17 protein-coding genes and 2 pseudogenes are annotated in these 22959 nt (G+C 70.7%); 13 read left to right on the top strand and 6 right to left on the bottom strand.

Translation table 11 applies throughout. The features are described from left to right. Positions 1–30 precede the first annotated feature (30 nt). The 4 genes from IE198_RS00870 to IE198_RS00855 all read left to right on the top strand — a co-directional run bounded on the left by IE198_RS00870 (position 31) and on the right by IE198_RS00855 (position 4197). The gene (locus tag IE198_RS00870; protein WP_189881600.1) at positions 31–726 is read left to right on the top strand and encodes a transporter; all 696 of its coding nucleotides are present in this window, start codon (positions 31–33) and stop codon (positions 724–726) included. A 43-nt stretch (positions 727–769) separates the two neighbouring features. Continuing rightward, a complete protein-coding gene (locus IE198_RS00865; RefSeq protein ID WP_189881599.1) occupies positions 770–2116 on the top strand; it encodes an NAD(P)/FAD-dependent oxidoreductase in 1347 nt (448 codons plus the stop codon). A 223-nt stretch (positions 2117–2339) separates the two neighbouring features. Continuing rightward, on the top strand, positions 2340–2594 hold the full coding sequence (locus IE198_RS00860; RefSeq protein ID WP_189881598.1) for a hypothetical protein: 255 nt from the start codon (positions 2340–2342) through the stop codon (positions 2592–2594). A gap of 4 nt (positions 2595–2598) precedes the next feature. Further along, complete coding sequence (locus IE198_RS00855; protein WP_189881597.1) at positions 2599–4197, top strand: sodium:solute symporter family transporter; 1599 nt, start codon at positions 2599–2601, stop codon at positions 4195–4197. On the opposite strand, the gene IE198_RS00850 is transcribed toward IE198_RS00855, so the two are convergent. Then, a complete protein-coding gene (locus IE198_RS00850; protein WP_189881596.1) occupies positions 4190–6331 on the bottom strand; it encodes an ATP-binding SpoIIE family protein phosphatase in 2142 nt (713 codons plus the stop codon). The genes IE198_RS00855 and IE198_RS00850 overlap by 8 nt on opposite strands. Positions 6332–6631: 300 nt before the next feature. Between IE198_RS00850 and IE198_RS00845 the strand changes: the two are divergent. The 3 genes and pseudogenes from IE198_RS00845 to panD all read left to right on the top strand — a co-directional run. Continuing rightward, a pseudogene (locus tag IE198_RS00845) lies at positions 6632–7381 on the top strand (helicase-related protein); the annotation flags it as partial. Positions 7382–7583: 202 nt separating this feature from the next. Beyond that, the gene (locus tag IE198_RS00840) at positions 7584–7826 is read left to right on the top strand and encodes a DUF5302 domain-containing protein (RefSeq protein ID WP_189881595.1); all 243 of its coding nucleotides are present in this window, start codon (positions 7584–7586) and stop codon (positions 7824–7826) included. Positions 7827–8560: 734 nt separating this feature from the next. Then, on the top strand, positions 8561–8983 hold the full coding sequence (panD, locus tag IE198_RS00835; protein WP_100110345.1) for an aspartate 1-decarboxylase: 423 nt from the start codon (positions 8561–8563) through the stop codon (positions 8981–8983). Between the two features lie 486 nt (positions 8984–9469). Here panD and gnd read toward each other — a convergent pair whose 3' ends face one another. Further along, positions 9470–10912, bottom strand: a complete 1443-nt coding sequence (gnd, locus tag IE198_RS00830) for an NADP-dependent phosphogluconate dehydrogenase (protein ID WP_189881594.1) — start codon at positions 10910–10912, stop codon at positions 9470–9472. Positions 10913–11074: 162 nt separating this feature from the next. On the opposite strand from gnd, the pseudogene IE198_RS00825 reads away from it, so the two are divergent. Then, positions 11075–11283 (top strand): annotated as a pseudogene (locus IE198_RS00825) (extracellular solute-binding protein); the annotation flags it as partial. Between the two features lie 560 nt (positions 11284–11843). Next, entirely contained in the window at positions 11844–13109 is a 1266-nt protein-coding gene (locus IE198_RS00820) for a peptidoglycan DD-metalloendopeptidase family protein (protein ID WP_189881593.1), read from the top strand. Here the strand turns inward: IE198_RS00820 and IE198_RS00815 are convergent. Beyond that, complete coding sequence (locus tag IE198_RS00815; RefSeq protein WP_189881591.1) at positions 12990–13955, bottom strand: DMT family transporter; 966 nt, start codon at positions 13953–13955, stop codon at positions 12990–12992. The two genes, IE198_RS00820 and IE198_RS00815, sit on opposite strands and share 120 nt — an antisense overlap. A 798-nt stretch (positions 13956–14753) precedes the next feature. Between IE198_RS00815 and IE198_RS00810 the strand changes: the two genes are divergently transcribed. After that, the gene (locus IE198_RS00810) at positions 14754–16220 is read left to right on the top strand and encodes an SDR family NAD(P)-dependent oxidoreductase (RefSeq protein WP_189881590.1); all 1467 of its coding nucleotides are present in this window, start codon (positions 14754–14756) and stop codon (positions 16218–16220) included. A gap of 300 nt (positions 16221–16520) precedes the next feature. Next, positions 16521–16691 (top strand): hypothetical protein, encoded by a 171-nt coding sequence (locus IE198_RS00805; protein WP_189881588.1) that lies wholly within the window; start codon positions 16521–16523, stop codon positions 16689–16691. 80 nt (positions 16692–16771) lie between these two features. Here the strand turns inward: IE198_RS00805 and IE198_RS00800 are convergent, their stop codons facing one another. From IE198_RS00800 to IE198_RS00790, 3 genes are read right to left on the bottom strand one after another with little or no spacing between them, the layout of a single operon-like run. Next, complete coding sequence (locus tag IE198_RS00800) at positions 16772–18178, bottom strand: lipase maturation factor family protein (protein WP_189881585.1); 1407 nt, start codon at positions 18176–18178, stop codon at positions 16772–16774. Positions 18179–18207: 29 nt separating this feature from the next. Continuing rightward, positions 18208–18738, bottom strand: a complete 531-nt coding sequence (locus tag IE198_RS00795) for a DUF1990 domain-containing protein (protein ID WP_189881583.1) — start codon at positions 18736–18738, stop codon at positions 18208–18210. Beyond that, positions 18735–19562 carry a YndJ family protein gene (locus IE198_RS00790; protein ID WP_189881581.1) on the bottom strand — a complete coding sequence of 276 codons (828 nt, stop codon included), beginning with the start codon at positions 19560–19562 and terminating at the stop codon, positions 18735–18737. Before IE198_RS00790 ends, IE198_RS00795 begins: the two co-directional genes overlap by 4 nt. 139 nt (positions 19563–19701) lie before the next feature. Here IE198_RS00790 and IE198_RS00785 point away from each other — a divergent pair, with 139 nt between their 5' ends. Both IE198_RS00785 and IE198_RS00780 read left to right on the top strand, forming a co-directional pair. Beyond that, positions 19702–20817: a DUF6777 domain-containing protein gene (locus IE198_RS00785; protein WP_229833661.1), complete on the top strand. Its 1116-nt coding sequence runs from the start codon at positions 19702–19704 to the stop codon at positions 20815–20817. A 64-nt stretch (positions 20818–20881) separates the two neighbouring features. Further along, complete coding sequence (locus IE198_RS00780; protein WP_189881577.1) at positions 20882–22954, top strand: SpoIIE family protein phosphatase; 2073 nt, start codon at positions 20882–20884, stop codon at positions 22952–22954. Positions 22955–22959 lie beyond the last annotated feature (5 nt).

The following is a 22959-nucleotide window of genomic DNA, read 5'->3' as shown; positions in this document are numbered from 1 at the left end:
ACGAAGGCGTGACCCGAAGGAATCAAGGACATGAAGGACCTGCTCTTCATGCTGGCCGATCTCTGGATGATCTTCGCCGGCTTCTGCTTCGGATGGAAGTTCATCCGACGCTACAACAACTACCTGCTCGGCCTGGAATGGATGGTCGTCGCCACCTCGGGCTCGAACTTCCTCCTCTGGGCACTCCTGGGCGGAGACGAGGGCAGCATCCTGTACGGCATCGCGTACTTCTTCGACGCCTTCTCGCGATCCGTCGGCATCACCCTCATTCTCGTCATGGGCCTGATGCGCGTGACGCACCGGTACAAGCCGACCGTCGCGGTCGATGTCGGCGTGTTCGCACTGGCCATCGTCGCCGGGCTGTACCTCCAGCAGTTCCGCGGCCACGAGCTCCACGTCGGCCCGGCAACGTACTACGTCGTGGTCAACGTGCTCACGACGCTCTTCCTGGCCTACTTCACGTGGCGGGTCTGGAAGATCGGTGCCAAGGGTCTCGCCATCGGCGCCGGGCTGGCGACCGCGGCCGCCTCGGTGATCGCCATCACCTACGACTTCTTCCCGATTCCGGGAGACGACGAGCACCGAACGCTCTTCTACATGGCTGCGCTGACCACCTGGGGATTCCAGATGTTCATGTACTTCCTCGCCTACCGCGCTCTGCACAACCACAACGTGGCGACGGGGGCGGAACCGGCCTCGGACGAACGCAGCGTTGCTCGGGCCTGAGCAGCGAACCAAGGATCAGAGCAAGCTCGTGAGGAGCGATCAGATGAAGACCGGCAACGTCGAGTACACCACCTTCAGCGGCTGGGTCGATCCGCCCGTGGACATCCAGCCGGCCCTGACCGGCGACCTCACCTGTGAGGTCGCGGTCGTCGGCGGCGGCCTCGGAGGCATGTCGACGGCGCTGCGACTGGCGGAACGTGGTCAGGACGTGGTGCTGCTGGAGGCCGAGTTCTGCGGACACGGCTCCAGCTCTCGCAACGCAGGGCAAGTGGCGGGTGCTCCAGGCGGGGACCTCCAACTCCTCAATCTGTTGTTCCGCAAGAAGATGCCCGGCATGGTCCGACTTGCCGAGCACGCCGCGCACCACGTGGAAAACCTCATCAAGACGTACGACATCGACTGCGACTACGAACCGACGGGCAACGTCTTCGCGGCGGTGTCTCGCGGACAGATGGGCCGAGTGCGCCGTGTGACCAAGATCCTTCAGCGCGCCGGCGGCCACGTGGAACTGGGTACGAGCGAAGAACTCGGAATCCCCCGCGGATTCCTCGGCGGGATGCGCGAGGTGGTCGGGGGAATGATGAATCCCGGCAGGTTCACTTCGGGTGTGCGCCGCGCACTGCTCGGCTCGTCCGCGCGAGTCTTCGAGCGGACGAAGGTCACCGATGTCACGCGCGACCGCGGTCAGGTGGTCCTCACCACTCCTCAGGGGGCCGTGCGGGCGCACCAAGTGGTTCTGGCGACGAACGCGTACGCGGGGGAGTGGGACATCACTCCTCCACGGCTCTCCGTGCCCATCTGGGTCATCGAGGTGGAGACCGAGCCCATCGATCCTGCCCGTCTGGCGGCACTGGGGTGGACCAGTCGGTCGGGACTCGTCACCCAGCACAACATCATGGAGAACTACCGCCTGACGCCGCGCAACACCATCGTGTTCGGCGTCCGACGGCTTGAGCGCGGCACGACGTATCCCCTCCCGCAGAAGAAGCCGGACCCGGCGCTCGTCGAAGAACTGGCAGAAGCCTTCGCGACGCGGTTTCCCGCTCTGTCCGACGTCGCGATCGATCGTGCGTGGGGAGGATGGATCGCGATCACCTCGTCCTGGCTTCCGCTCGGCGGGCAGATCGACGACAACATCTTCTACTCGATCGCCTGCAACGGCCACGGCCTGGCTCAAGCACCCTACGTCGGGTCCCTCATCGCCGATCTCATCGTCGACGGCGAGCGACACGAGGACTTGGAGGGATTGTGGGCGAAGAAGCCGACGTTCCCTCGTCCGATGATGATGGGCCCGCTGGGACTGCGCACCATCTGGGCCGTCGACCGTTTCAACGATCTGGTCAACGGAAGCCGGCGCAACGCCCGTCGAGGCTCGGTGCCCGTGGCCTGACCGTTCCGGTCGGACGGCAGGGAGTGACGGCCCCGCTGGGACCGCGAGGCCGTCAGCGTGTCCGTGCCACGGATCGCCGTGACTACGTCCCGAACCCCCGCACCCTTACGTACAAGAGAGTTCCGTGCGCTCCTACTTCGTTCCTAAGCCGCCCGATGAGCCGGTGACGGACGTCCGTCCGCAACACGCTGACATTCACCGCCACGCCGTGCACCGTGCCCAGTTGGTGTTCCTTGCCCTCAACGCGGTGCCCTTCGCGGTCGGTGTCGTGCTGTCCTGTGCCGCCGAGCTCGCCGAGGCTCCCGTGTACGGCCGGCTCACGCTTGGCCTCGGCTGGGGAATCCTGCAGCTCGGCGTCTTCGCCGGCAGCGTCTGGTGGTACGAGAACCGGGCGATGCGGGTGTGTGACCACATCGAACGGCACCTGATGTCCGGGGCCTCCGGTGTGCCCCTCCGGCCGACGAGTCCCGGGCGGTGACCCGGTGACCTGGTACCTCCTGAGTTCGAGCGGACACGACCCGATCGGTTCGGCGGCGAGAGGCCCGGTGCTGATCGCCTTCTTCGTCTTCATCGGTCTGGCCCTGCTGTGGGTCCTCACTCTGGCCACCCACGACGACCACCCGGAAGAGCTGTACATCGCCGACCGGTCCCTCTCACCGGTCTTCAACGGGTTCGCCATGGCCGGCGAACACATCTCCGTCCTCACGCTGTTCGCGACCACCGGGGCCATCGCTCTCTTCGGCTACGACGGTTACGCCTCGGCCGTCGACAGCGTCATCGCACTCGGACTGTTGCTGCTCCTCGCGCAAAAGATCCGCAACAGTGGCCGCTACACACTCGGCGACCTCTTCTCCCTGCGGGCGTCCGGGGCGGCGCCGCGCATCGCCGCGGCTGTGGTGACCCTCGCCGTCACGCTTCCCATGCTCGTGCTCCAGCTGCGGGCCGGCGGCATCATCGCGGCCATGCTGATCGGCATGTCGACCGATGCGGCCCAGGTGCTGTGCACGGTGTTGATGGGCGGGCTCGTCGTCTGCTTCGCCGCCGTGGCGGATTTCAAGGGCACCAGCCGCATCCACGTGGTCAAGGTCGTCATCACCCTGGTGACGCTCGCGGTGCTCACGGTGCTGTCCCTGCGGAAGTTCTCGTGGGACGCGGGGAGCCTGCTCTCGGCCGCGGTGGACAAGAGCGTGGCGCCCGAGGACTATCTCGGCCCGGGGCTCTGGGCACACATATCGAGCCTCGTGCCCCTCAACATGATCAGCGATCACCTCGTCCAGATCCTCGGGACGGTCGCGATGCCGCACCTGATCCTGCGCATCGCCGCGTCCCGCAGCGGCCGCTCGGCACGGCGATCCATGAGCATCGCCGCGGGCCTGACCGGTGCCTACTTCCTCCTCATGATCGCCGCGGGCTTCGCGGCCGCGGCGGTGGTCGGTGGCTGGGGAATCGGTATGGTCGACGCCAACGGGCAGGCCTCCCCGATCCTGCTCGCCTCCGACGTCCTGCCGAACGGCTCCGCCACACGCGCCGCGCTGATCACCGTCGTGGCCTGTGTCGCTTTCCTTGTCGTCCTCACGACCGTGACCAGCGTGGTGTTCGCAGCCGCCGTCTCCCTGGCCCACGATGTGTTCGCGCGCGCCGACGGCCCTCGCACCACCACCCGACAGGTGCGCGTCCTGCGTCTTGCCATCGTCGCCTTGGGCGTCATGGGTCTGACGCTGTCCGCGGCCGCGCACCGGTACTCGCTGGAGTTCCTCGCCATCTTCTCGATGAGCGTCGCGGCCTCATGCGTGGCCCCGGTGGTCGTCTACTCCTTCTTCTGGAAGGGATTCAACCGCAGAGGACTGGTGTGGTCCGTCTACGGGGGGCTGCTGCTGTGCACCGTCCTGACGATGTTCTCTCCCACCATGTCCGGATCCGCGTACGCGCTCATGCCGGGGGCGGAATTCAACTGGTATCCGTTCCGGTCCCCGGGCCTGGTCTCCGTACCCGCGGCGTTCCTTCTCGGATGGCTCGGCAGCAGGAACCCGGGCCGGGGACCGGTTCACGCCGAGAGACGGGTGGAGCAGGGCGTCAGCTGAGGACGCCGTCTGCCTCGGTGGGCAGGGCCTGTTCCGCCCAGATCACCTTGCCCTCGCGGCTGTGCCGTGTGCCCCAGCGCTCGGCGAGCTGGGCGACCAGCAGCAGCCCGCGCCCGCCCTCGTCGAAGGTGCGGGCGTGGCGCAGGTGCGGGGAGGTGCTGTTCGTATCGAAAACCTCGCAGGTGAGCGTGGACTGCAGGATCAGCCGGAGCTGGATCGGACCCTTGCCGTAGCGGATCGCGTTGGTGACCAGTTCGCTGACGATCAGTTCCGTGGCGAAGGACAGCTCCTCCAGCCCCCAGGCGGCGAGCGCCTCGGACGTGTGGCCGCGCGCGCCTGCGACGGCCGCCGGGTCCGAGGGCAGGTCCAGCGTGGTGACGTGGCCGGGGTCGAGGGCCCGGGTCCGCGCCACCAGCAGGGCGACGTCGTCGGAGCGATCCACGGGCAGTACGGCGGCCAGCAGCCGGTCGCAGATCTCCTCCGGCGCGTCCGGTCCGTCGGTGAGGGCGTCGCACAGTGCGGCGCGCGCGGAGTCGACGTCACGGCCACGGCTCTGGATGAGGCCGTCGGTGTACAGGGCCAGCAGGCTGCCCTCCGCCAGCTCGAACTGCGACGTCTCGAAGGGGAGTCCGCCCAGGCCCAGGGGTGGGCCGATCGGCATCTCGGGGAAGTCGACCGCCCAGATGGCGTCGACGCCCCGGGCAGGAGGCGGAGTTGCCACGGCCGGCGCGACATGGCCGGCGCTGGCCAGCGTGCACAGGCGGGACACCGGATCGTAGACCGCGTACAGGCAGGTGGCGCTCAACTCGCCGTAGTCCCGCGTCTCCTCGTGCTGGAGGCGGATCACCACGTCGTCCAGGTGCGTGAGGAGTTCGTCGGGCATCAGATCGATGTCCGCGAAGGACCGCACGGCCGTGCGCAGGCGGCCCATGGTGGCGGCGGCGTTCAGCCCGCGGCCGACGACGTCGCCGACGACGAGGGCGACGCGCGCTCCGGACAGCGGAATCACGTCGTACCAGTCACCGCCCACGCCGGTCCGCGCACCGCTCGGCAGATAGCGGGACGCCGTGTCGACGGCGGACTGCTGCACCGCGCGCTGCGGCAGCAGGCTTCGCTGGAGGGTGAGCGCGGTGGTGCGCTCCTGGCTGTACCGGCGGGCGTTGTCGATGGACACCGCCGCCAGTGCCGCGATCTCCTGGGCCAGCAGAAGGTCGTCGTCGTCGAAGGGGGGCGCGGTGGCGCGGCGGAGGAAGTGGGCGAGGCCCAGGACGTTGCCGCGGGCCCGCAGGGGCAGCAGCAGCGCGGAGTGGTGGTCGGACGCGGGCGCCGTGGCGCGGTGCAGGCGGGGCTGTCCCGAGGCCAGAGCGCGCGCCGGTTCTGACTCCGCCGGGTAGGTGTGCGTCCGGCCGGTGGCGACCGGCAGGTCCACGTCGTCGTCCAGCGCCGAACGCTGGGCGATACGACGCAGCACCGGCGTGCGCGCGGCCGGCGCGGGCGGATGGGCGTCGCCGTCGTGGAGCAGGGAGTCGAGGAGGTCGACGGTGACGAGGTCGGCGAAGTCCTCGGTGCCGAACTCCGCCAGCTCCTCGGCGGTATGGGCGGTGTCGAGACTCGTCCCGATCCGCCGGCTCGCCTCGTTGGCCAGCAGCAGCCGTCGCTGCACCCGCCGGTCGCGCTCCTCCTGATAGGCCGCGACGACCTGCTCCGACCCGCGGTCGACGTACGCGAAGGCCGCGCCGACCAGCCGCGTGGCCGCGGCGTTCATCAGCTCCCAGTCATCGGTGAGCCGGGCGGCCTCGCCCTGGATCAGCTGGACCAGGACCAAGTGACCGAGGCGGTAGGAGCGCAGCAGCTGGCTGATCGGCACCCCGCGCCGGGCGGCCTGGCGGGCGACCTCCAGCGCCTCGGACGGCGCCTCGACCTCCGTCGCGTCGATGCGCCCTTCGAGCACGTCCAGGAACCTGGTGATGTGCTTGGCCGTCTCCTCCAGCGCGAGCTCGACGATCTCTTCGTGCTCCCACAGCTCGGGCATGTCGACGCGCAGGCGTCGCAGCAGCAGGTCGGCCGACTCCTCCGCCCGGGGTCTGAACTCCTCAGCCAGACGACGGAGGAACGCGTCGACATCGATGCCCATACCGGAAACGTACCTAAGCTCCCGAATCCGTGCCCCTCCAGCGTGGCCGGCAGGCCGGGGTGCCGTCTACAGCGGCGCCGGCGACGAGGCGCCCGCATCAGCAGACGCGGGTTTCCCGTGCCGTCCGCCGGGACGCTCCCAAGGGCACTGCTGCCGATCTTGCCGTTCGTGGTCAGGGTGTAGGCGCCGGTGCGGTTGCCCAGGCAGGTGGCCTGTTCGTCCACGCTGTGGCGCTCGGCGAGCGGCGCCTGGCGCAGGGTGCGCAGGTCGAGGACGTACTCGTGCCTGTGCCCCTCCCGACGCGATGTCCTCCACGACCCCGTCGTCCACTCGGTCGGCCCGTCCGCGGGCACGGTCTCGACGATGGAGCACCACGTTCTGGTCGTCCACGGCCCTGACCGCTACGCCGTCACCACGGAGATCGCCGCCCGCGAAGGCCGCGTACTGCTGTTCCTCGACACCAAGCACGCCGTCGACCAGCTCACCCGGCATCTGCGGGCCAGCGGGGTGCACGCCGGGGCTCTGCACAGCGGCAAGTCCCAGGCACAGCGCACACGGACCCTGGCGCAGTTCAAGAACGGCCAGATCACCGTTCTGGTGGCGACCAATGTCGCGGCCCGCGGCCTGCACGTCGACGATCTCGATCTCGTGGTCAACATCGACCCGCCCACCGACCCCAAGGACCATGTGCACCGGGCAGGTCGCACCGCCCGCGCCGGTGAGTCCGGCAGAGTGGTCGCGCTCGTGCTGGCGGGCCGGCGCCGCGAGACGAGCCGCATGATGGCCGGGGCCGGCATCGAGCCGACCGTCACCAAGGTCCGGTCGGGCGAGGCGGAACTGAGCCGCATCACCGGCGCCAGGGCTCCCTCCGGCACCCCGCTCGACGGCGGGCCCGCCGGCCCCCGGCCCAAGAACAGCAACGCTCCCTTCCGCGGCCTCGGCACCAGCAAGGACACCTCCCGCGGCGCCGGCGGCAAGTCCCGAAAGGCCGGCGAGGCCCGCAAGCTCGCCGAGGCCCACAAGGCCGCCCTCGTACGTCGCAACGGCTGAGAGCCGCTGCCCTGGCAGTGAACGTCCGGGCCAAGGGCTCGACAACCCTCCGCCCGGCCCGAAGCCCGTCCTGTGCCCCCCACCCCACGAAGCGAGCGCCCTGGACCGCGGCAGGGGTAGCCGCCGGAACGGGGCAGGATGATCGTGCCGGCGCCCCGCATGACAAGCTGTGCTGGCCCACCCCCGAACCCAGGAGGTCACCATGACCGCAGAGCCCGTAACTACGGAAGGTTCGGAGCCGGCTGCTCCGGAGACGTCCCCTCTGGCGCCGGACAGCGACGGCAACTACGACCTCAAGCGCAAGTTCCGCGAAGCCCTGGCGCGCAAGCGCGGTGCGCAGGCGGGCGCGGCCGATGGTGCCGCCAACCCGGATGCGTCGAAGGTGCGTGCGGCGCACGGCCCGGCTGCGAGCCAGCGGTCGTTCAGGCGCAAGAGCGGCGGCTGAGTCAATCAGTTGCGGGAACTGGCCGCTGCAGCAGCACCCTGAGCGCTACCCACTCGGCGCCCCCCGAGCAGTCGCCCCAACGTGCGCATACGCCTGTGCGCGTTGCGGGCGAGGCGTAGCCGGGGTTCTCGCCTGTGGCAGTGGCCCAGCTGCGGTCGGCGCGGGTCGGTGGCGCCGCCGCACTGGCATTCCGGCCAGGGCGTCCGGTCGACCACGTTGGACGATGGCCAGGGCGTAGCGGGATGCAGCCACATCCTGCAGATCTGCACCATCGGCGGCGTCGCCGCCTTCTCGACTCGCGGCGGCGACAACGCCTCCAAGTAGGCCCTGGAACTTCTGTTGGGGGCTCACCCGGGGGTGCGCGGGCGATTACCACGGAGCGGGGGTTGGAGAAGCGGCGTCCACTTCTTTACCTGCGGCGCGCAGCGCGTCCCAGTCCCGCGGATCGTCGCCTTCCATACCGGGCCGAACGCTCAGCCTCCGCGCTCTGGAGCCGACTGACGAAGCGCTGCGATCCAGCCCCGTGATGTGACGGCTCTCACGAGCACAGACCGCGTCTGTGACGTAGGGTCCTTTCGACTTTATTGCGGACGCGCCGTCAGGTAAGTCAGCGACTGGTCAGCTTCAGTCTTTGACCATGGTCGGCACCCCGTTGGAAAACCGTGCCGATGTAGAGTGAGAAACGCCCTTGACCTGCAAGAGCAGGCAGGGAGCCAACCCTCTGGGAGTAGTACATGCTGCGCACCATGTTCAAGTCCAAGATCCACCGGGCCACGGTCACCCAGGCCGACCTGCACTACGTCGGCTCCGTCACCGTCGACCGGGACCTCATGGACGCCGCCGACCTGCTCCCCGGTGAACTCGTCCACATCGTCGACATCACCAACGGCGCCCGGCTGGAGACCTACGTCATCGAGGGGCAGCGCGGCTCCGGTGTGATCGGGATCAACGGGGCGGCCGCGCATCTCGTGCACCCCGGTGACCTCGTCATCCTCATCAGCTACGCCCAGGTCGAGGACGCGGAGGCACGCACCCTGGTGCCGAGCGTGGTGCATGTGGACGCGGACAACAGGATCGTGGCGCTCGGATCCGACGCCTCGGAGCCCGTGCCCGGCAGCGAGACCGAGCGCAGCCCCCAGGCGGCCGCGTCGCTCTGATCCCCTCCGGGACGCAGGCGGGTCCCTCCGGGACGCAGGCGGGCCGGTCGGCGCCCTCGGGGGTGGCGCCCTTCCCGAACCGGACGCCGCCCGGATGCCGCTCAGGGGGCTCGGCCGGCTCCCGCGGACGGAGCCGCCGATCCGGGAAGAGGTGGGGTGGGGAGATCCCTGCCTCCGCCCGCGCCGTACGAGATCCGCGCGCCCCGTGGGGAGTGGATCCGCCACGCATGGGAACGCGGACCCCGAGACACGCAACGTACCCGGGAGGCTCGCATGACGCACCCGCATCCTGACCCCGCACCGCCGGTGCCCACGCCCGATCCCGGGCCGCCGCCGGACCCGGGGCCGCTGCCCGGGCCGGTGCCGACGCCGAGCCCGCCGCCGGTGCCCTCGCCGGATCCGATCCCCAGGCCGCCGGGGCCCGGCCCGGACCCCGTGCCTGAGCCGGAACCCCAGCCGGGACCCGCCGGGCCCTGAGCCGGGAGGTCAGCCCGCGTCCACCTCCGTGCGGTCGCCGCCCCAGAGGGTGTGGAACGACCCGTCGCGGTCGGTCCGCCGGTAGGTGTGCGCGCCGAAGAAGTCACGCTGGCCCTGGGTGAGCGCGGCAGGCAGCCGCGCGGCGCGCAGCGCGTCGTAGTAGGCCAGTGCCGCGGAGAAGCCCGGGGTCGGCACACCCTGACGGGCGGCCGTCGCGACGACCTCCCGCCAGTCGTCCTGCGCCGCGCCGATCTCGTCGGCGAACTGCTTGTCGGCCAGCAGGCTCGGCAGGTCGCTCTGCTCGTCGTACGCCCCGCGGATCCGGTCCAGGAACGCGGCCCTGATGATGCACCCGGCCCGCCAGATCGCGGCCACGGAACCGGCGTCCACGTCCCAGTCGTACGCGTCGCTGCCGGCCTGTACCTGGTGGAAGCCCTGCGTGTACGACACGATCTTGGACGCGTACAGCGCCTGCTCCACCTGGTCGGCGAAACGGCCCGCCTCGTTCGCGTCCAGCGGCTTGGGGTGCGGGCCGGGCAGCGAGCGCGAGACGTCCCGCAGTGCGGCGTGGCCGGAGAGGGACCGCGCGAACACCGCCTCCGCGATTCCCGACACCGGCACGCCCAGGTCGAGCGCGATCTGCACCGTCCAGCGGCCGGTGCCCTTCTGCTCCGCCTGGTCCATGACGACGTCCACGAACGGCTTGCCCGTCGCCGCGTCCGTGTGCGCCAGCACCTCCGCGGTGATCTCGATCAGGTACGAGTCGAGCCGCCCGGTGTTCCAGGTTCGGAAGGTCTCCGCGATCTGCTCGGGGGAGAAGCCCGCGACCGCGCGCAGCAGATGGTACGCCTCCGCGATGAGCTGCATGTCGGCGTACTCGATGCCGTTGTGGACCATCTTCACGAAGTGCCCGGCGCCGTCCGGTCCGACGTGCGTGACACACGGCGTGCCGTCGGGGGCCTTCGCCGCGATCTTCTCCAGCAGCGGGCCGAGCGAGGCGTACGACTCGGCAGATCCGCCGGGCATGATGCTCGGGCCGTGCAGGGCGCCCTCCTCGCCGCCGGAGATGCCGACGCCCACGAAGTGGATGCCGCGCTCACGGAGCTCCTTCTCGCGGCGCCGTGTGTCGGCGAAGTGGGCGTTGCCGCCGTCGATGATGACGTCGCCCTCATCGAGCAGCGGCGCGAACTCCTCGATCACCGCGTCCGTCGCCTCGCCCGCCTTGACCATGATCACCAGGCGGCGGGGCCGTTCCAGCGCCGCGACGAACTCCTGCGCCGACTCGGCGGCGACGAACGTGCCCTCGTGACCGAACTCCTCCACCAGGGCGCGTGTCCTGGCCGCCGTACGGTTGTGGACGGCCACCGTGAACCCGTTGCGCGCGAAGTTGCGGGCGAGGTTGCGGCCCATCACCGCAAGCCCGGTGACACCGATCTGGGCGGTTCCACTCATGCGTGTGCTCCTGGAAGTCCGTAGGTAAGTGCCGCCCCTACGCATACGTACGGGCGGTGCCGGCCATTCATCGAGCATCGAGCCTCGAGCAGGCCTCCGCACACGGTAGACCCCGCCCACGGGCGCCAATCGCACCCCCGGGCACCGTAAGCGGGCAAGGGCGACATCCTGAAACCGGTCGCCCGGTCGCTCACCCACGACGGCACGTGTACGCCGAGCCCTTCTACGGCGAGTCGTCCTTCCTCATGTACCGCAAGGACGTCTTCGCCGAGCACGGCCCGACCACGCCCGCACAGCCCACCTGGCAGCAGGTCGCCGACGTCGCCGCCGAGGCCGACGGAGCCGAGAAGAGCATGAAGGGCATCTGCGTCCTGGACGACGATCGAGCTGGGTCGGCTCGGCGATGACGTGGTGACCGTCGGCGCGCCGACGCTTCCGCTGTCCGCGTGCATGACGTTCGGCGGCACGCGGCTGTTGGGCGGCTGACGTCCCCGTCGTGCGCGTGGCCGTGAGTCTCTCGGCCTGCGTCCGTCGCTTTCCGGCCGGGTTCCATGGCTCATGGGGAGGCGCTTTCCCGCCAGTTGCCCTACCTCAGGGGGTGCGGTCGGCGCCGCTCGCCGCCGTACCGCTGTCCCCGTGGGCGCCGGCCGCCAGGTTCGTTTCCACCAGGGTCCGGGGCGAGGCCCGGTCGGGGGAAGGGGCAGGGTGGGGGAATCTTCCCGCCGACGACAGCGAGCACCACCGCCGCCCACGCCGTTCAAGGGCCGTGTTCGTGACGTGGAGCCACGCCCGAGTACCCGCCCCCGGCCAGGGCCCGACCTGACCGGTGGGATCGGGCCAGCATCGGGCTGAAGTCTTGTCACTCTCCTTTCATCACACCTAAGTTGACCGACTGCGACATGACCTGAATTGCGCCCAGGGGGAGACCGCCATGGCCGGAACCGGTCGGCACCGCAGATACCAGCCGAGCCGTATCAACCGTGCTTCGCTCACCGTCAGCGTCGGCGGCGCCGGCATGGCTCTGCCTCTCATCGGCGCCGGCTCCGCGCACGCCGCCTCCGTGGACACGTGGGAGAAGGTCGCGGCATGCGAGTCCACCGACAACTGGCGGATCAACAGCGGTAACGGCTACTACGGCGGTCTGCAGTTCAGCCAGGCCACCTGGGAGGCGTACGGCGGGCGGCAGTACGCGGCGCGCGCGGATCTGGCCACCAAGGACCAGCAGATCGCCGTCGCGGAGAAGGTCCTCGAGGGCCAGGGGCCGCGCGCCTGGCCGACCTGCTCGGCCAAGGCGGGGCTGACTCGGGGCGGCGAGGCGCCGGACATCGCGGGCACAGTGCCGCAAGAGGCCGCACCGCCGAAACGGACGGCGCCGAAGACCGCCGTGTCCCCGACCACCGTTCCGACGCAGCGCGAGGGTTACACCGTCGCCCGCGGCGACTCACTGTCCCAGATCGCGCGCTCGGAGCGGGTCAGGGGCGGCTGGCAGCAGCTGTACGCGCAGAACCGGACGGTCGTCGGGGACGACCCGGATCTGATCTTCCCCGGCCAGCGGCTGGCTCTGCGCGGCAAGACCGCCCCGCCCGAGGAGCGGGCCCCCACCACGGGCGACCGCCCGGCCACGAAGCCGCAGCAGAAACCGCAGCCCCGCCGGCCGGCGAAGCCGCAGCCCGAGTCGAAGCCCAGCCCGGAGGTGAAGCCTGCGCCGCGGCAGCAACCGAAACCGCGGCAGCAGCCGAAGCCACAGCCGAAGCCACAGCAACAGGCGCCGGAGACGCCGACGACGCCGAGCGCGCACGCCGTCGCCCCCGTCGCCGCCGGCCCCTCGACCGCCTACCGCAAGGCCGGTTCGTCGTGGTCGAGCGGCTATCACACGGGCGTGGACTTCGCGGTGCCCACCGGCACGTCGGTGAAGGCCGTCGCCGCCGGGAAGGTCGTGTCGGCCGGCTGGGCCGGGGCGTACGGCTACGAGATCGTCATCCGGCACGGCGACGGAAGGTTCAGCCAGTACGCCCACCTGTCGGCCCTGAACGTGCGGGCGGGCCAGCAGGTGGGCGCCGGTCAGCGGATCGCCCGCTCAGGCTCCACCGGCAACAGCACGGGACCGCATCTCCACTTCGAGATCCGTACGGGCCCCGGGTACGGCTCGGACGTCGACCCCCTCGCCTACCTGCGGGCCAGGGGCGTGTCGATCTGAGCCGCTCCGCGGGGGCAGCCCGTTGCCGAGACGTTCGACGGTGAGCAGGATCAGCCCGCCTGCCGCCACGACGCCGCAGCCGAGGGCGAGCACCGTGCCGGCCACGCCGTGGCGGAAGCCCTCGTCGAACATGGTGATGCCGACGACCGCGGCCACGACCGGGTTGACGACGGTGACCGTGGCCAGCGGGGCGGCGAGCCCTGCGCCGCGGTAGGAGGCCTGGGACAGGAGCAGGCCACCGGTCGCCAGCGCGGCGATGACCGTCAGGCTCGGCCACTGGGCGAGCGGTGAGCTCCACAGCCAGTCCACGGCTACCGACTTGGTGAAGACGGAGGCGATGCCGAAGGCGACGCCGGCGGCACCGGCCAGCAGTACGCTGCGCGTGATCGGCCGGTGCACGCTCTGGGCCACCAGGAAGAGCAGCGCCACCGCGCCGAGGGTGGCCGCTGCGAGGACGCCCCGGCCGACGGTGTCCAGCGGGCGGGACTCCGCCTCCCCCGTAAGGGTGAGCAGCCCCGCGAGGCCGACGGTCGCCATGATCGCTCCGCGCCAGGCGGTGGCGCCCGCCCGGCGCCGTACGAACAGTGCGGCCATCGGCAGGGCGAAGACGATGGTCAGTGCCCCCAGCGGCTGCACCAGGCTCAGCGGGCCGTAGGCAAGGGCCACCACGTGCAACACCGCTCCCGCGCTGTTGAGGGCCACGGCGACCCACCATCCGGGCTGGTGCAGCGGCGCGTACGGGCGCGAAGGTGTGGTGGTCGCCACGTGTTCCTGCAGGATCGCCCCGGCGGCGTAGGCGACCGCGGAGACCAGTGAAAGGATCACGGACAGCGCGAGGGAACTCATAGTGACCACCCTGTCCCCCTTCTGCCTCCACGTCGTCGTTCTTGAGCAGGCACTTGCTCCTACTGCCGGAGTAGTACGGGCGTCACCCAGGTCCCCCTGCGGGTGGGGGCACGCCGCCGGGGAAGCGGTCGACCGTGCACACGACTCGTCTCCAGTATCCGTTCGGCGGCCGTCACCCGCACGCTTCTCCGACGAGGGAGAGACCGCCTTCCGACGGGTGCGCGCGCCGGCCGGCGCCGCGAGAGCCGGCAGCGGTCCATTCGCAGAGGCGAGAGCCGTGGTACGGACGGTTCGCCGGAACGTGGTCCCTCCCCGACAGGGCATGCCGGACCCCCATCCGGCATGCCCCGTCCCCCCAGAAGTGGCAGGACCACAACGGTGCCGCCACCTCGGCTCTGTCGGATCACATAGTGCGGTGCGCTCCGGTGTGAGTGTGTGGGCTTTGTGAAATCTGGCGCAAAAAGGATGCGGCTTCCCGGAGCTGCGGCAGCCGGCAGGGTGTCGGCGGGCCATGGGAAGGGTTCGTTCCGACGGCCGGCCCGTCAGGCGACGCTTGGGGCAAGCGGTCGCCGCGGCTGCCGATGCCCTGCGGAGGTCGCCACCGGATCGAGCCGATGTCGATCACCGACCCCTGCTCGCAGATTTCGGCCAGTCCGCCGGCCCGCCCCGGAAGCCGGCCCGGCTCCGACCCGCTGCCGGGTGCGACGTGACGGGTGTCATTTGGTCGGTAACCCAACACTCAGTAAAGTCGAGCCTTTGAAACGTGGCATTCGAGTGACCGAGGAACGGCAACCAGCAATGACGGTGACAGAGGACAGCCCGGTGGCGTACGGGCCGGGGATCGATCCGGAGCGGCTGGCCGTCTGCCTGAGCGTGCTCGAAGAGCTCGACAAACTCGAGGTCGACCACCCTGACGCGATCGCGGTGCGCCGAGCCACCGCAGGTATCTACCGGACGGTGAAACAGCGCCGCCGGCAGGAGCGCCGCGCGGCCAAGACGGCGCACGACAAGGCCGTCACGGAGGCGACGGCGACCGGTTCCGCGGCCCGGATCGACGACGAGACGCAGGGCCTGCTGCCGTCGTCCTCCAGCATGGGGGACATCGCGGGCGTACTCCGGCGCCCCCGGTCCTGCTACATCTGCAAGGCGCGCTACGTCGAGGTCGACGCGTTCTACCACCAGCTGTGCCGGCGGTGCGCCGCCGAGAACCGTGCCCGCCGTGACGCCCGTACCGACCTGTCGGGCAAGCGTGCCCTGCTCACGGGCGGCCGGGCCAAGATCGGCATGTACATCGCGCTGCGCCTGCTGCGTGACGGCGCCCACACCACCATCACCACCCGCTTCCCCAACGATGCGATCCGCCGCTTCAAGGCGATGCCGGACAGCGACGAGTGGATCCACCGCCTCAAGATCGTGGGGATCGACCTGCGTGACCCGGCACAGGTCGTCGCCCTCGCGGACTCCGTCGCGGCCGAGGGCCCGCTCGACATCCTGATCAACAACGCCGCCCAGACGGTCCGCCGTTCCCCGCAGGCGTACCGGGAGCTGGTCGTCGCCGAGTCGGCGCCGCTGCCGGCCGGCGAGCTGCCGCCCGCCGAGGTCATCGGCACGTTCGGCAGTGGCGCCGTCGAGTCGGTGGCCGCACTGCCGTCGTCCGGCGCCGAAGGGCTGACCGCGCAGGAGGTCACGGACCTCGCCCTGGTCAGCGGCTCCGCCTCCCTGGAGCGCATCGCGGCGGGCACGGCCATCGACGCCGGCGGCCTGGTGCCGGACCTGCACGACACGAACAGCTGGATCCAGACCGTGTCCGAGGTCGACCCGGTGGAACTGCTCGAGGTCCAGCTGTGCAACTCCACCGCGCCGTTCATCCTGATCAGCCGGCTCCGTCCGGCGATGGCCGCGGCGCAGGGCCGCCGGAAGTACGTGGTGAACGTCTCGGCGATGGAGGGCGTCTTCAGTCGCGGCTACAAGGGCGCGGGCCACCCGCACACCAACATGGCCAAGGCCGCGCTCAACATGCTGACCCGCACCAGCGCCCAGGAGATGTTCGAGGCGGACGGCATCCTGATGACGGCCGTCGACACCGGCTGGATCACCGACGAGCGGCCGCACCCCGACAAGATGCGTCTGGCGGACGCCGGTTTCCACGCTCCTCTCGACCTCATCGACGGAGCGGCCCGCGTGTACGACCCGATCGTCCGGGGCGAGGACGGCGAGGACCTGTACGGCTGCTTCCTCAAGGACTACGCACCCGCCAATTGGTAGACCACCGACGGCACATCGGCACCACCTCCCACGGCCGGTGCACCCGACACGGGTGCACCGGCCGTCGGTTTCGCTCCGGAGGCCGGTATCGGCCTGGATCGAGGGGATTTCGGAGCGCTATCGAGCGCGGCGGCGCTCATTTGGTTATCTTGGGGTGAATGGACGGCCACCAAAGGGATCCACAAACCCCCTTCGGTCGTCCTGGGACAGGTCTGCAACCAGGCTGCGGTCCCGCCCGAGTGACGGCGCCACCGCGACCGAACTGCCCTGTCCCAGTTACGCGACACAGAGGAGTGCGCGGTGACACCAGATGTGAAGCATGAACAGCAACCGTCGGAGCGCGGCGGCGAACGGGCCGGCAAGGCCGAGGAAATCCGCAATCTCGAGGTCTGGGCCCGCTCGGCCCCGATCCGGCTCGCCGGATACGAGGAGGACCTCGCCGAACCGCACATCCTGCCGGGCATCGACTGACCAGCGCTTCCTGTGCCCCCTGCCCGCCCGGCAGGGGGCACACGGCTGACGCAGCCCCTCCCGAGGGCGTGTCCGGCGGTTCACGAAAGCCGCGTCGGCGCCAGGAACTCGCGTACGAAGGTGCGGTGCCACCGCGCACCGGTCTCCCGCCGCTCGCGCAGGGTCGTGAACCGGTAGTGGTAGAGCCGCGCCCGTACATGCACGGGCGGCGCGTCCTGGAAGGGGTTGCCGCGCAGCAGCCGGAGCGTGGCCCGGTCGCCTTCGAGCAGCCGCTCCACGAACGGCAGGAACCACGACCGCGCGTAGGCGGGGGAGAGCGCGGCGAACCACATCATCCAGTCGAGCCGCAGATGGTACGGGGCGTACTGGCGCGGCAGCCGGCGCACGTCGCCCGGTTTGCCCTTGAACTCGTACTCCCGCCAGACGGTGCCCTTGTGGATCGTCCGCTCGTCCGTCCCTTCCACCACCAGTTCCTGGCGGATGCGGCCCACGGTGCCGAACGCGCCGTAGGAGTTGACCAGGTGCAGCGAGTCGTAGGAGCGGTTCATGGCCTGCCGCTTCGAGAGCAGGTTGCGCGCCGGGCGGTAGCTGAGGACCAGCACCAGTGCGGTCACGGCGATCACCACGATCCGGTACCAGAGCGCCGCACCGGGCAGGGGGTGCTCGCCGGCGACGAGCGAGCCGTCGACCGCGGACAGGGCGAGCACGATCGTGAGCCAGTTCAGCCAGGCGAAGTTGCCCGACAGTACGAGCCACAACTGGGTCACCACGATCAACGCCGCGGCAACGCTCGCCACCGGCTGCGGGGTGAACAACAGCACGGGCACGCCGAGTTGGACCACGTGGTTGGCTGCCGCCTCGACCCGGTGCGCGGGCCGGGGCAGAAGGTGGAAGAGCCGGCTCAGCGGGCCGGGCATCGGCTGTGTCTCATGGTGGAAGTAGAGGCAGGTCAGGTCACGCCAGCAGGCGTCCCCGCGGACCTTGATGAGCCCCGCCCCGAACTCCACCCGGAACAGCAACCAGCGCAGCAGCCACAGCACCAGCACCGGCGGCTGGACGCTTTCGTTGCCGAGGAAGACGGCGAGGAATCCGGTCTCCAGCAGCAGCGACTCCCATCCGAAGCCGTACCAGGTCTGGCCGACGTTGACGATGGAGAGGTACAGCAGCCACAGCACCGCCCACCAGGCCATCGCGACCCCTAGTGGGAGCCGGTCGGCCGCTCCCGCGACCAGGGCCGCGGAGATCAGGCATCCGGTCCAGGCGACCAGGGCGAAGAAGCGGTCGGAGTAGTGCAGCCGGAAGAGGGTCGGTGCGTCGCGCCATGGCACGCGGCGCAGGAAGGCCGGCACGGGCAGCATGCCGCGCTCACCGATCAGCGCCCTGAACTGCAGCGCGGCGGCGAGGAAGGCAACGAGATACACGGCGGCGAGAGCCCGCTGGAAGACCAGCCGGCTCAGCCAGTAAGCGTCGTCGCCGAACCACTCCATCCCTTTCAGTATCGGCCTGCGGCCCGGTGTCAGCCCGCCGCGATCCGCCGCAGCGTGTTGCCCAGCCGCCGTGCGTACCAGCACTGCAGCACAGGCACGAGCGGGCCGCCGAGCCGGCTGTACCAGACCGCGGGCCGGCTGAACGCGAGCACGGTGAACCACACGGAGCCGTCGTCACGCAGGTCGACGGTGAACGACTCCTCGCCCAGCTCGGGATGGCCGGTGAGCGTGCCGTACCCGAAACCGGTGCGGTCCTCGTCGTACACCGACCAGATCACCTCGCAGGGGGCGGCGATGCGCAACGGCCCGATGCCCACCGAGACCTCGACCCGCACCCCGGGCCCGGCGCGCTCCGCCGACGCCCGCATTCCGGCCCCCGACGCACGGTGCATCCGCCAGGTCGTGACGGCGCTGCCCGCCGCCTCGAAGACGGCCCGCCCGGTGCCGATCCGGGCGGTGTGGTGCAGGTGGTGGTAGCCGACCGGGAGGGGGCCGTGCCTCGTCGCACCGACCTCGGGGTAGGCGAGGCTGCGGGCGGTGTTCCGGCGTGCGGAGCTCATACGGCACTCTCCTTCATTTCCTTGATCCTTCGCCAGGCCAGCACCGAGCAGAGCGCGAAGCCGAGGGCGTTGCCGAGGCCGTGTGTGGCGGCCATCCATGTCAGGTCGGGGTGAGGGAGGTCCGCTGCCTCGCCGACCGCCCAGCTCAGTGCCAGCAGCATCGTCACCACCAGCACGACCGCGGAGACGGCCAGCAGTGCCCGGGTCGAACGGTCGCGCTCCGCGCCCCGGATGTCGTCCCAGGTGACCAGGGCCACGGCCCACATGCCCGCGGTCAGCACCAGCGCGCCGGCGAGTTCGGCCCAGTCGTCCACGAAGTAGCCACCGAGGACGGTCAGCGTGCCGACCGGCACACTGAGTGCGGCGAAGCGCGCGAGCGGTCCGCCGGCCCGGCCGCAGACCAGGCCGGCGACGAGCGCGGCGGCGAAGCCGGCGAAGTGGAAGTGCGGCACGGTCAGCGCCAGGATCGGCAGTGTGAAGCCGAACAGTTCATGACCGGTGCGCTCCGCCACCAGTGCGAGCCCTGCGACGGACGGTGTGACCAAGGCGGTCAGCACCGCGATCTCGCCGGGCACGAGCGAGCGGGTGGCGGCGAGCCGCCGGGCTGCCTCGGCGGCCAGGACCAGCGTGCCGAGCGCGTAGACGACGGCGAGCGCGGCTGCGGCGCCCCCTCGCGGCAGCCAGAGCGCGACCGCACCGGGGATGGCGAAGAGCGGCCAGATCCGCCGAACGGGCGCGAGCCGTACGGGGTCCACCAGATGCAGCCCCGCGGGCACGACGAACAGTATTCCTAGCATGACGATCAGGTTGACCAGTACGAACATGTCACGCCCCCCATCGATTGAACGTGTTCAAACTCCTCGCCGCCGAGCCTATGCGGTGAACTGAACGCGTTCAAGTCGCGTTCTTCGTGATGAGCCGTCAGAAATTGAGGGACATCTCGAGTTGCGGAGGCAGGAGATCGTGGTGCGCTCACCGATGCGTGGTCTGTACGCGGCGGTCGCCGTGCTGTGCGTGGCGCCGCTGGCCGCCGGCTGTAGTGGCGAGAGCGAGGGGGCGGGACAGGAGGAGATCCTCCTTCTGCCGTCCGCCTCGGCGGGGCCGGAGCCCTTCACGGCATCGACCGTCACCCCCGGAGCGCCGCCGGCGCTGCCGCCCGTCGCGAGCGCGCCGAAGAGTCCGTCCGGGAGCGGGGTGACGCTGCGCACCTTGTCGGGCGCGACGCCGGGCCTGTACGCGGGCACTCAGCAGGTGGGCGACTGTGACGTCGCGCGGCAGGCCGGCCTGCTGGCCGCGGACAGGGACAAGGCTCGCGCCTTCGCCGAGGCGGCGGAGGTCGAACGGTCGGGCGTCGCCGCCCATCTGCGCGGCCTGACCCCCGTCGTGCTGCGCGCCGACATCCGCGTCACGGGCCACGGCTTCCACGACGGCTCGGCGGTCGCCCGGCAGGCGGTTCTCCAGGCCGGTACGGCGATCCTGGTCGACCAGTACGGTGCCCCGCGAGTGCGGTGCGCCTCCGGCGCACCGCTGAAGGAGCCGGTGGCGGCCAGAGCCGCCACTGTCACCAAGGGCAAGGCGTGGCCCGGTTACCGCGCCGACCGGACGCTCGTCATCAAGCCGGCGGGGCAGCCCGTCAACAACCTTTTGCTCGTGAGCGTCGTCGACAGTGGCTGGATCGAGCGCCCCACCGGCACCGACGGCGCGGACGACGCCCGGCCCGCGTCGCTCCCACCCGTGGACCCCGCGCAGGTCTTCGCCGACCCAGGCCGCACCGAACAGGACGGGGCCGCCGACTCCGCGGGCGCGGAAGGCGCGAGCCCACCCCCGCCGGCCGGCGAGCCGCAGGCCGTGCCGCCCGCTCCGCCCGTAGGGCCCGATCTGCCCGCCGCTCCCCAGCCCGACCTCCCCCCGGACCCGGTTCAAGGGGGGCCGGACCTGATGGAACCCGAGCCCGCCGACCCCGGGCCCGGCATGGGGGCGGACGGCGGGGCAGGGGCGGATCCGGTCCTGCCCGAACCGGTCGAGCCGTACGGTCCGGCGCCGGAATTCCCTGCGGAGGGGGATGCGCTCCAGCGCTGATCCGCCGCACAGGGCCCTCGTCCGACAGCTCGTGCACTCGGACAAATCATGACAGAGTAGCCCCATGGCTGATCGGGCAGCGGGTGCCCTGTCGCTCCCCGACGACTGGCCGGCGCACGCGGATGTGAGTCTCATCCTCAACCGGATGGGCACCTTCGACTGGGACCTCACCAGCGGGCTGATGCACATGGACGGGCCCGGCCTCGAGGTGTTCGACCTGCGCCCGGACGAGTACGACGGTCGCCCGGAGAACCTGGGAGTCCGGGTACCCGCCGACGAAGCCGTCCGTCTCGACTCCTTGGTGGCCCAGGCCCTGAAGAACGGGAACGACAACTACGGCGCCTACTTCCGCATCCGGTGCCGCGACGGCAATCTGCGTTGGACGCACACCCAGGCCTGCGTACGGCGGGACGAGACCGGCCGCCCGGTGCGCATCATCGGGATCGTCAGGGACGCCACCCAGGAGCTCACCGACTCCGCCACCCATGTCGAGGTCGACCTCGAACGCCGCAGACAGACCAGCGTCGTCGAGAGCACCACCGCCGCCCTCGCCCACGCGCGGACCGTGCAGGACGTCATCGAACTGCTCAAGAACTCCCACGGTCTGGAACACCTCGGCGCCACCAGCCTCGTCATGGGACTCCTCGAGTCCGGCCGGATCCACCTCGTGGCGGAGGGCCCGGAGGGCTCCTTCGTGCCGGGCACCCGCTACACCAGGGTCGACGAGCAGTACCCGATGAGCGAAGTGGTGCGCACGCTCATCCCCCGCTTCATCGAGTCGAAGGCCGACTTCGCCCGGTCCTACCCGACCCTGTGGCCGCACATCAGGGGACTCGGCATCTCCGCCGCCGCCTATCTGCCGCTGATAGCGCAGGCCCGCCCCATCGGAGCGCTCGGCCTGCTCTACCGCGACAAGACCGCCTTCAGCGCCGAGGAGCGCAATCTGCTGGTCGCGCTCGGCAGCAGCATCGCGCAGAGCCTCCAGCGCGCTGTGCTGTACGAGCAGGAGCACGATCTCGCCGAGGGTCTGCAACAGGCCATGCTGCCGCGGCGGATCCCCCAGGTGCCGGGTGCGCAGATCGCGGTGCGCTACCGTTCCGCGCGGTTCGGCAGGGACATCGGCGGCGACTGGTACGACATCATCGCGCTGCCCGGCGGCCGCGTCGGGGCGGTCATCGGGGACGTACAGGGACACGACACGCACGCGGCCGCCGTGATGGGACAGCTGCGCATCGTCCTGCGTGCCTACGCCGCCGAGGGCCACACGCCCGCCACCGTGATGGCCCGCGCCTCCGTCTTCCTGCACGAGCTGGACACAGACCGGTTCGCGACCTGCACCTACGCCGAGGTGGATCTGTCGACCGGGGTGGTGCAGGCGGTCCGGGCCGGGCACGTGGACCCGCTGATCAGGGAGCCCGACGGCAGCTGCCGCCGGCTGGCCCTCCAAGGCGGTCTGCCGCTGGGGCTCTCCGCGGAGTTCGGCCGCCTGGAGTACCCGGTCGGCACCGTCGAGCTGGACCCGGGACAGACACTGGTGCTGTACACCGACGGCCTCGTCGAACAGCCGGGCGCGGACCTCGACGACGGGATGCAGCTGCTGTCCGAGTTGGTCCACAGTGGCCCGCGCGATCTCCAGCTGCTGGCCGACCGGCTCTGCGAAGTGGTCGACGAACGCGGCGGCGACGACGACGTGGCGCTCCTGCTGCTGCGCCGCAAGGGCGCCTACGCCGCCCGGGCCGGCGGCCGCCTCCAGCAGCACGTCGCCCAGGGCGACCCCGAGGCCTTGCATTCGGCCCGCCACATGGTCCGCACCGCCGTGGGGGCGTGGGGGGCCCGCCACCGCGCGGACGAGATCGAGCTGGCCGCCGACGAGCTGATCACGAACGCGCTGATGCACACCGACGGCGGCGCGATCGTCACGGTACGGGTGCCGACCGGCCAGGAACGGCGCCTGCGGGTCGAGGTCGAGGACCGCTCCAGCGCGCTGCCGCGTCGGCGCGAGCCGGGCGTGACGGGCGTCTCCGGCCGGGGTCTGATGCTGGTGGATCGGCTGTCCGACAGCTGGGGCGTCGAGTCACGCGGCAGCGGCAAGTGCGTGTGGTGCGAATTCCTGATGCCGGACCGGTCCCCGCTGTGAAGCGA

This window comes from Streptomyces xantholiticus, assembly GCF_014651015.1.
Classification (GTDB): Bacteria; Actinomycetota; Actinomycetes; order Streptomycetales; family Streptomycetaceae; genus Streptomyces; species Streptomyces xantholiticus.
The sequence above is the reverse complement of the archived record's forward strand: the minus strand, read 5'-3'. Positions and strand labels throughout refer to the sequence as shown.

What these genes read in the sequence shown, in the direction of transcription:
- IE198_RS00850 (WP_189881596.1), bottom strand. Translation starts at nt 6,331, where the DNA reads ATGGGCATCGATGTCGACGCGTTCCTCCGTCGTCTGGCTGAGGAGTTC.
- IE198_RS00800 (WP_189881585.1), bottom strand. Translation starts at nt 18,178, where the DNA reads ATGGAGTGGTTCGGCGACGACGCTTACTGGCTGAGCCGGCTGGTCTTC.
- IE198_RS00790 (WP_189881581.1), bottom strand. Translation starts at nt 19,562, where the DNA reads ATGTTCGTACTGGTCAACCTGATCGTCATGCTAGGAATACTGTTCGTC.
- IE198_RS00795 (WP_189881583.1), bottom strand. Translation starts at nt 18,738, where the DNA reads ATGAGCTCCGCACGCCGGAACACCGCCCGCAGCCTCGCCTACCCCGAG.
- IE198_RS00865 (WP_189881599.1), top strand. Translation starts at nt 770, where the DNA reads ATGAAGACCGGCAACGTCGAGTACACCACCTTCAGCGGCTGGGTCGAT.
- IE198_RS00840 (WP_189881595.1), top strand. Translation starts at nt 7,584, where the DNA reads ATGACCGCAGAGCCCGTAACTACGGAAGGTTCGGAGCCGGCTGCTCCG.
- IE198_RS00870 (WP_189881600.1), top strand. Translation starts at nt 31, where the DNA reads ATGAAGGACCTGCTCTTCATGCTGGCCGATCTCTGGATGATCTTCGCC.
- IE198_RS00780 (WP_189881577.1), top strand. Translation starts at nt 20,882, where the DNA reads ATGGCTGATCGGGCAGCGGGTGCCCTGTCGCTCCCCGACGACTGGCCG.
- IE198_RS00815 (WP_189881591.1), bottom strand. Translation starts at nt 13,955, where the DNA reads ATGAGTTCCCTCGCGCTGTCCGTGATCCTTTCACTGGTCTCCGCGGTC.
- IE198_RS00810 (WP_189881590.1), top strand. Translation starts at nt 14,754, where the DNA reads ATGACGGTGACAGAGGACAGCCCGGTGGCGTACGGGCCGGGGATCGAT.
- panD (WP_100110345.1), top strand. Translation starts at nt 8,561, where the DNA reads ATGCTGCGCACCATGTTCAAGTCCAAGATCCACCGGGCCACGGTCACC.
- IE198_RS00820 (WP_189881593.1), top strand. Translation starts at nt 11,844, where the DNA reads ATGGCCGGAACCGGTCGGCACCGCAGATACCAGCCGAGCCGTATCAAC.
- gnd (WP_189881594.1), bottom strand. Translation starts at nt 10,912, where the DNA reads ATGAGTGGAACCGCCCAGATCGGTGTCACCGGGCTTGCGGTGATGGGC.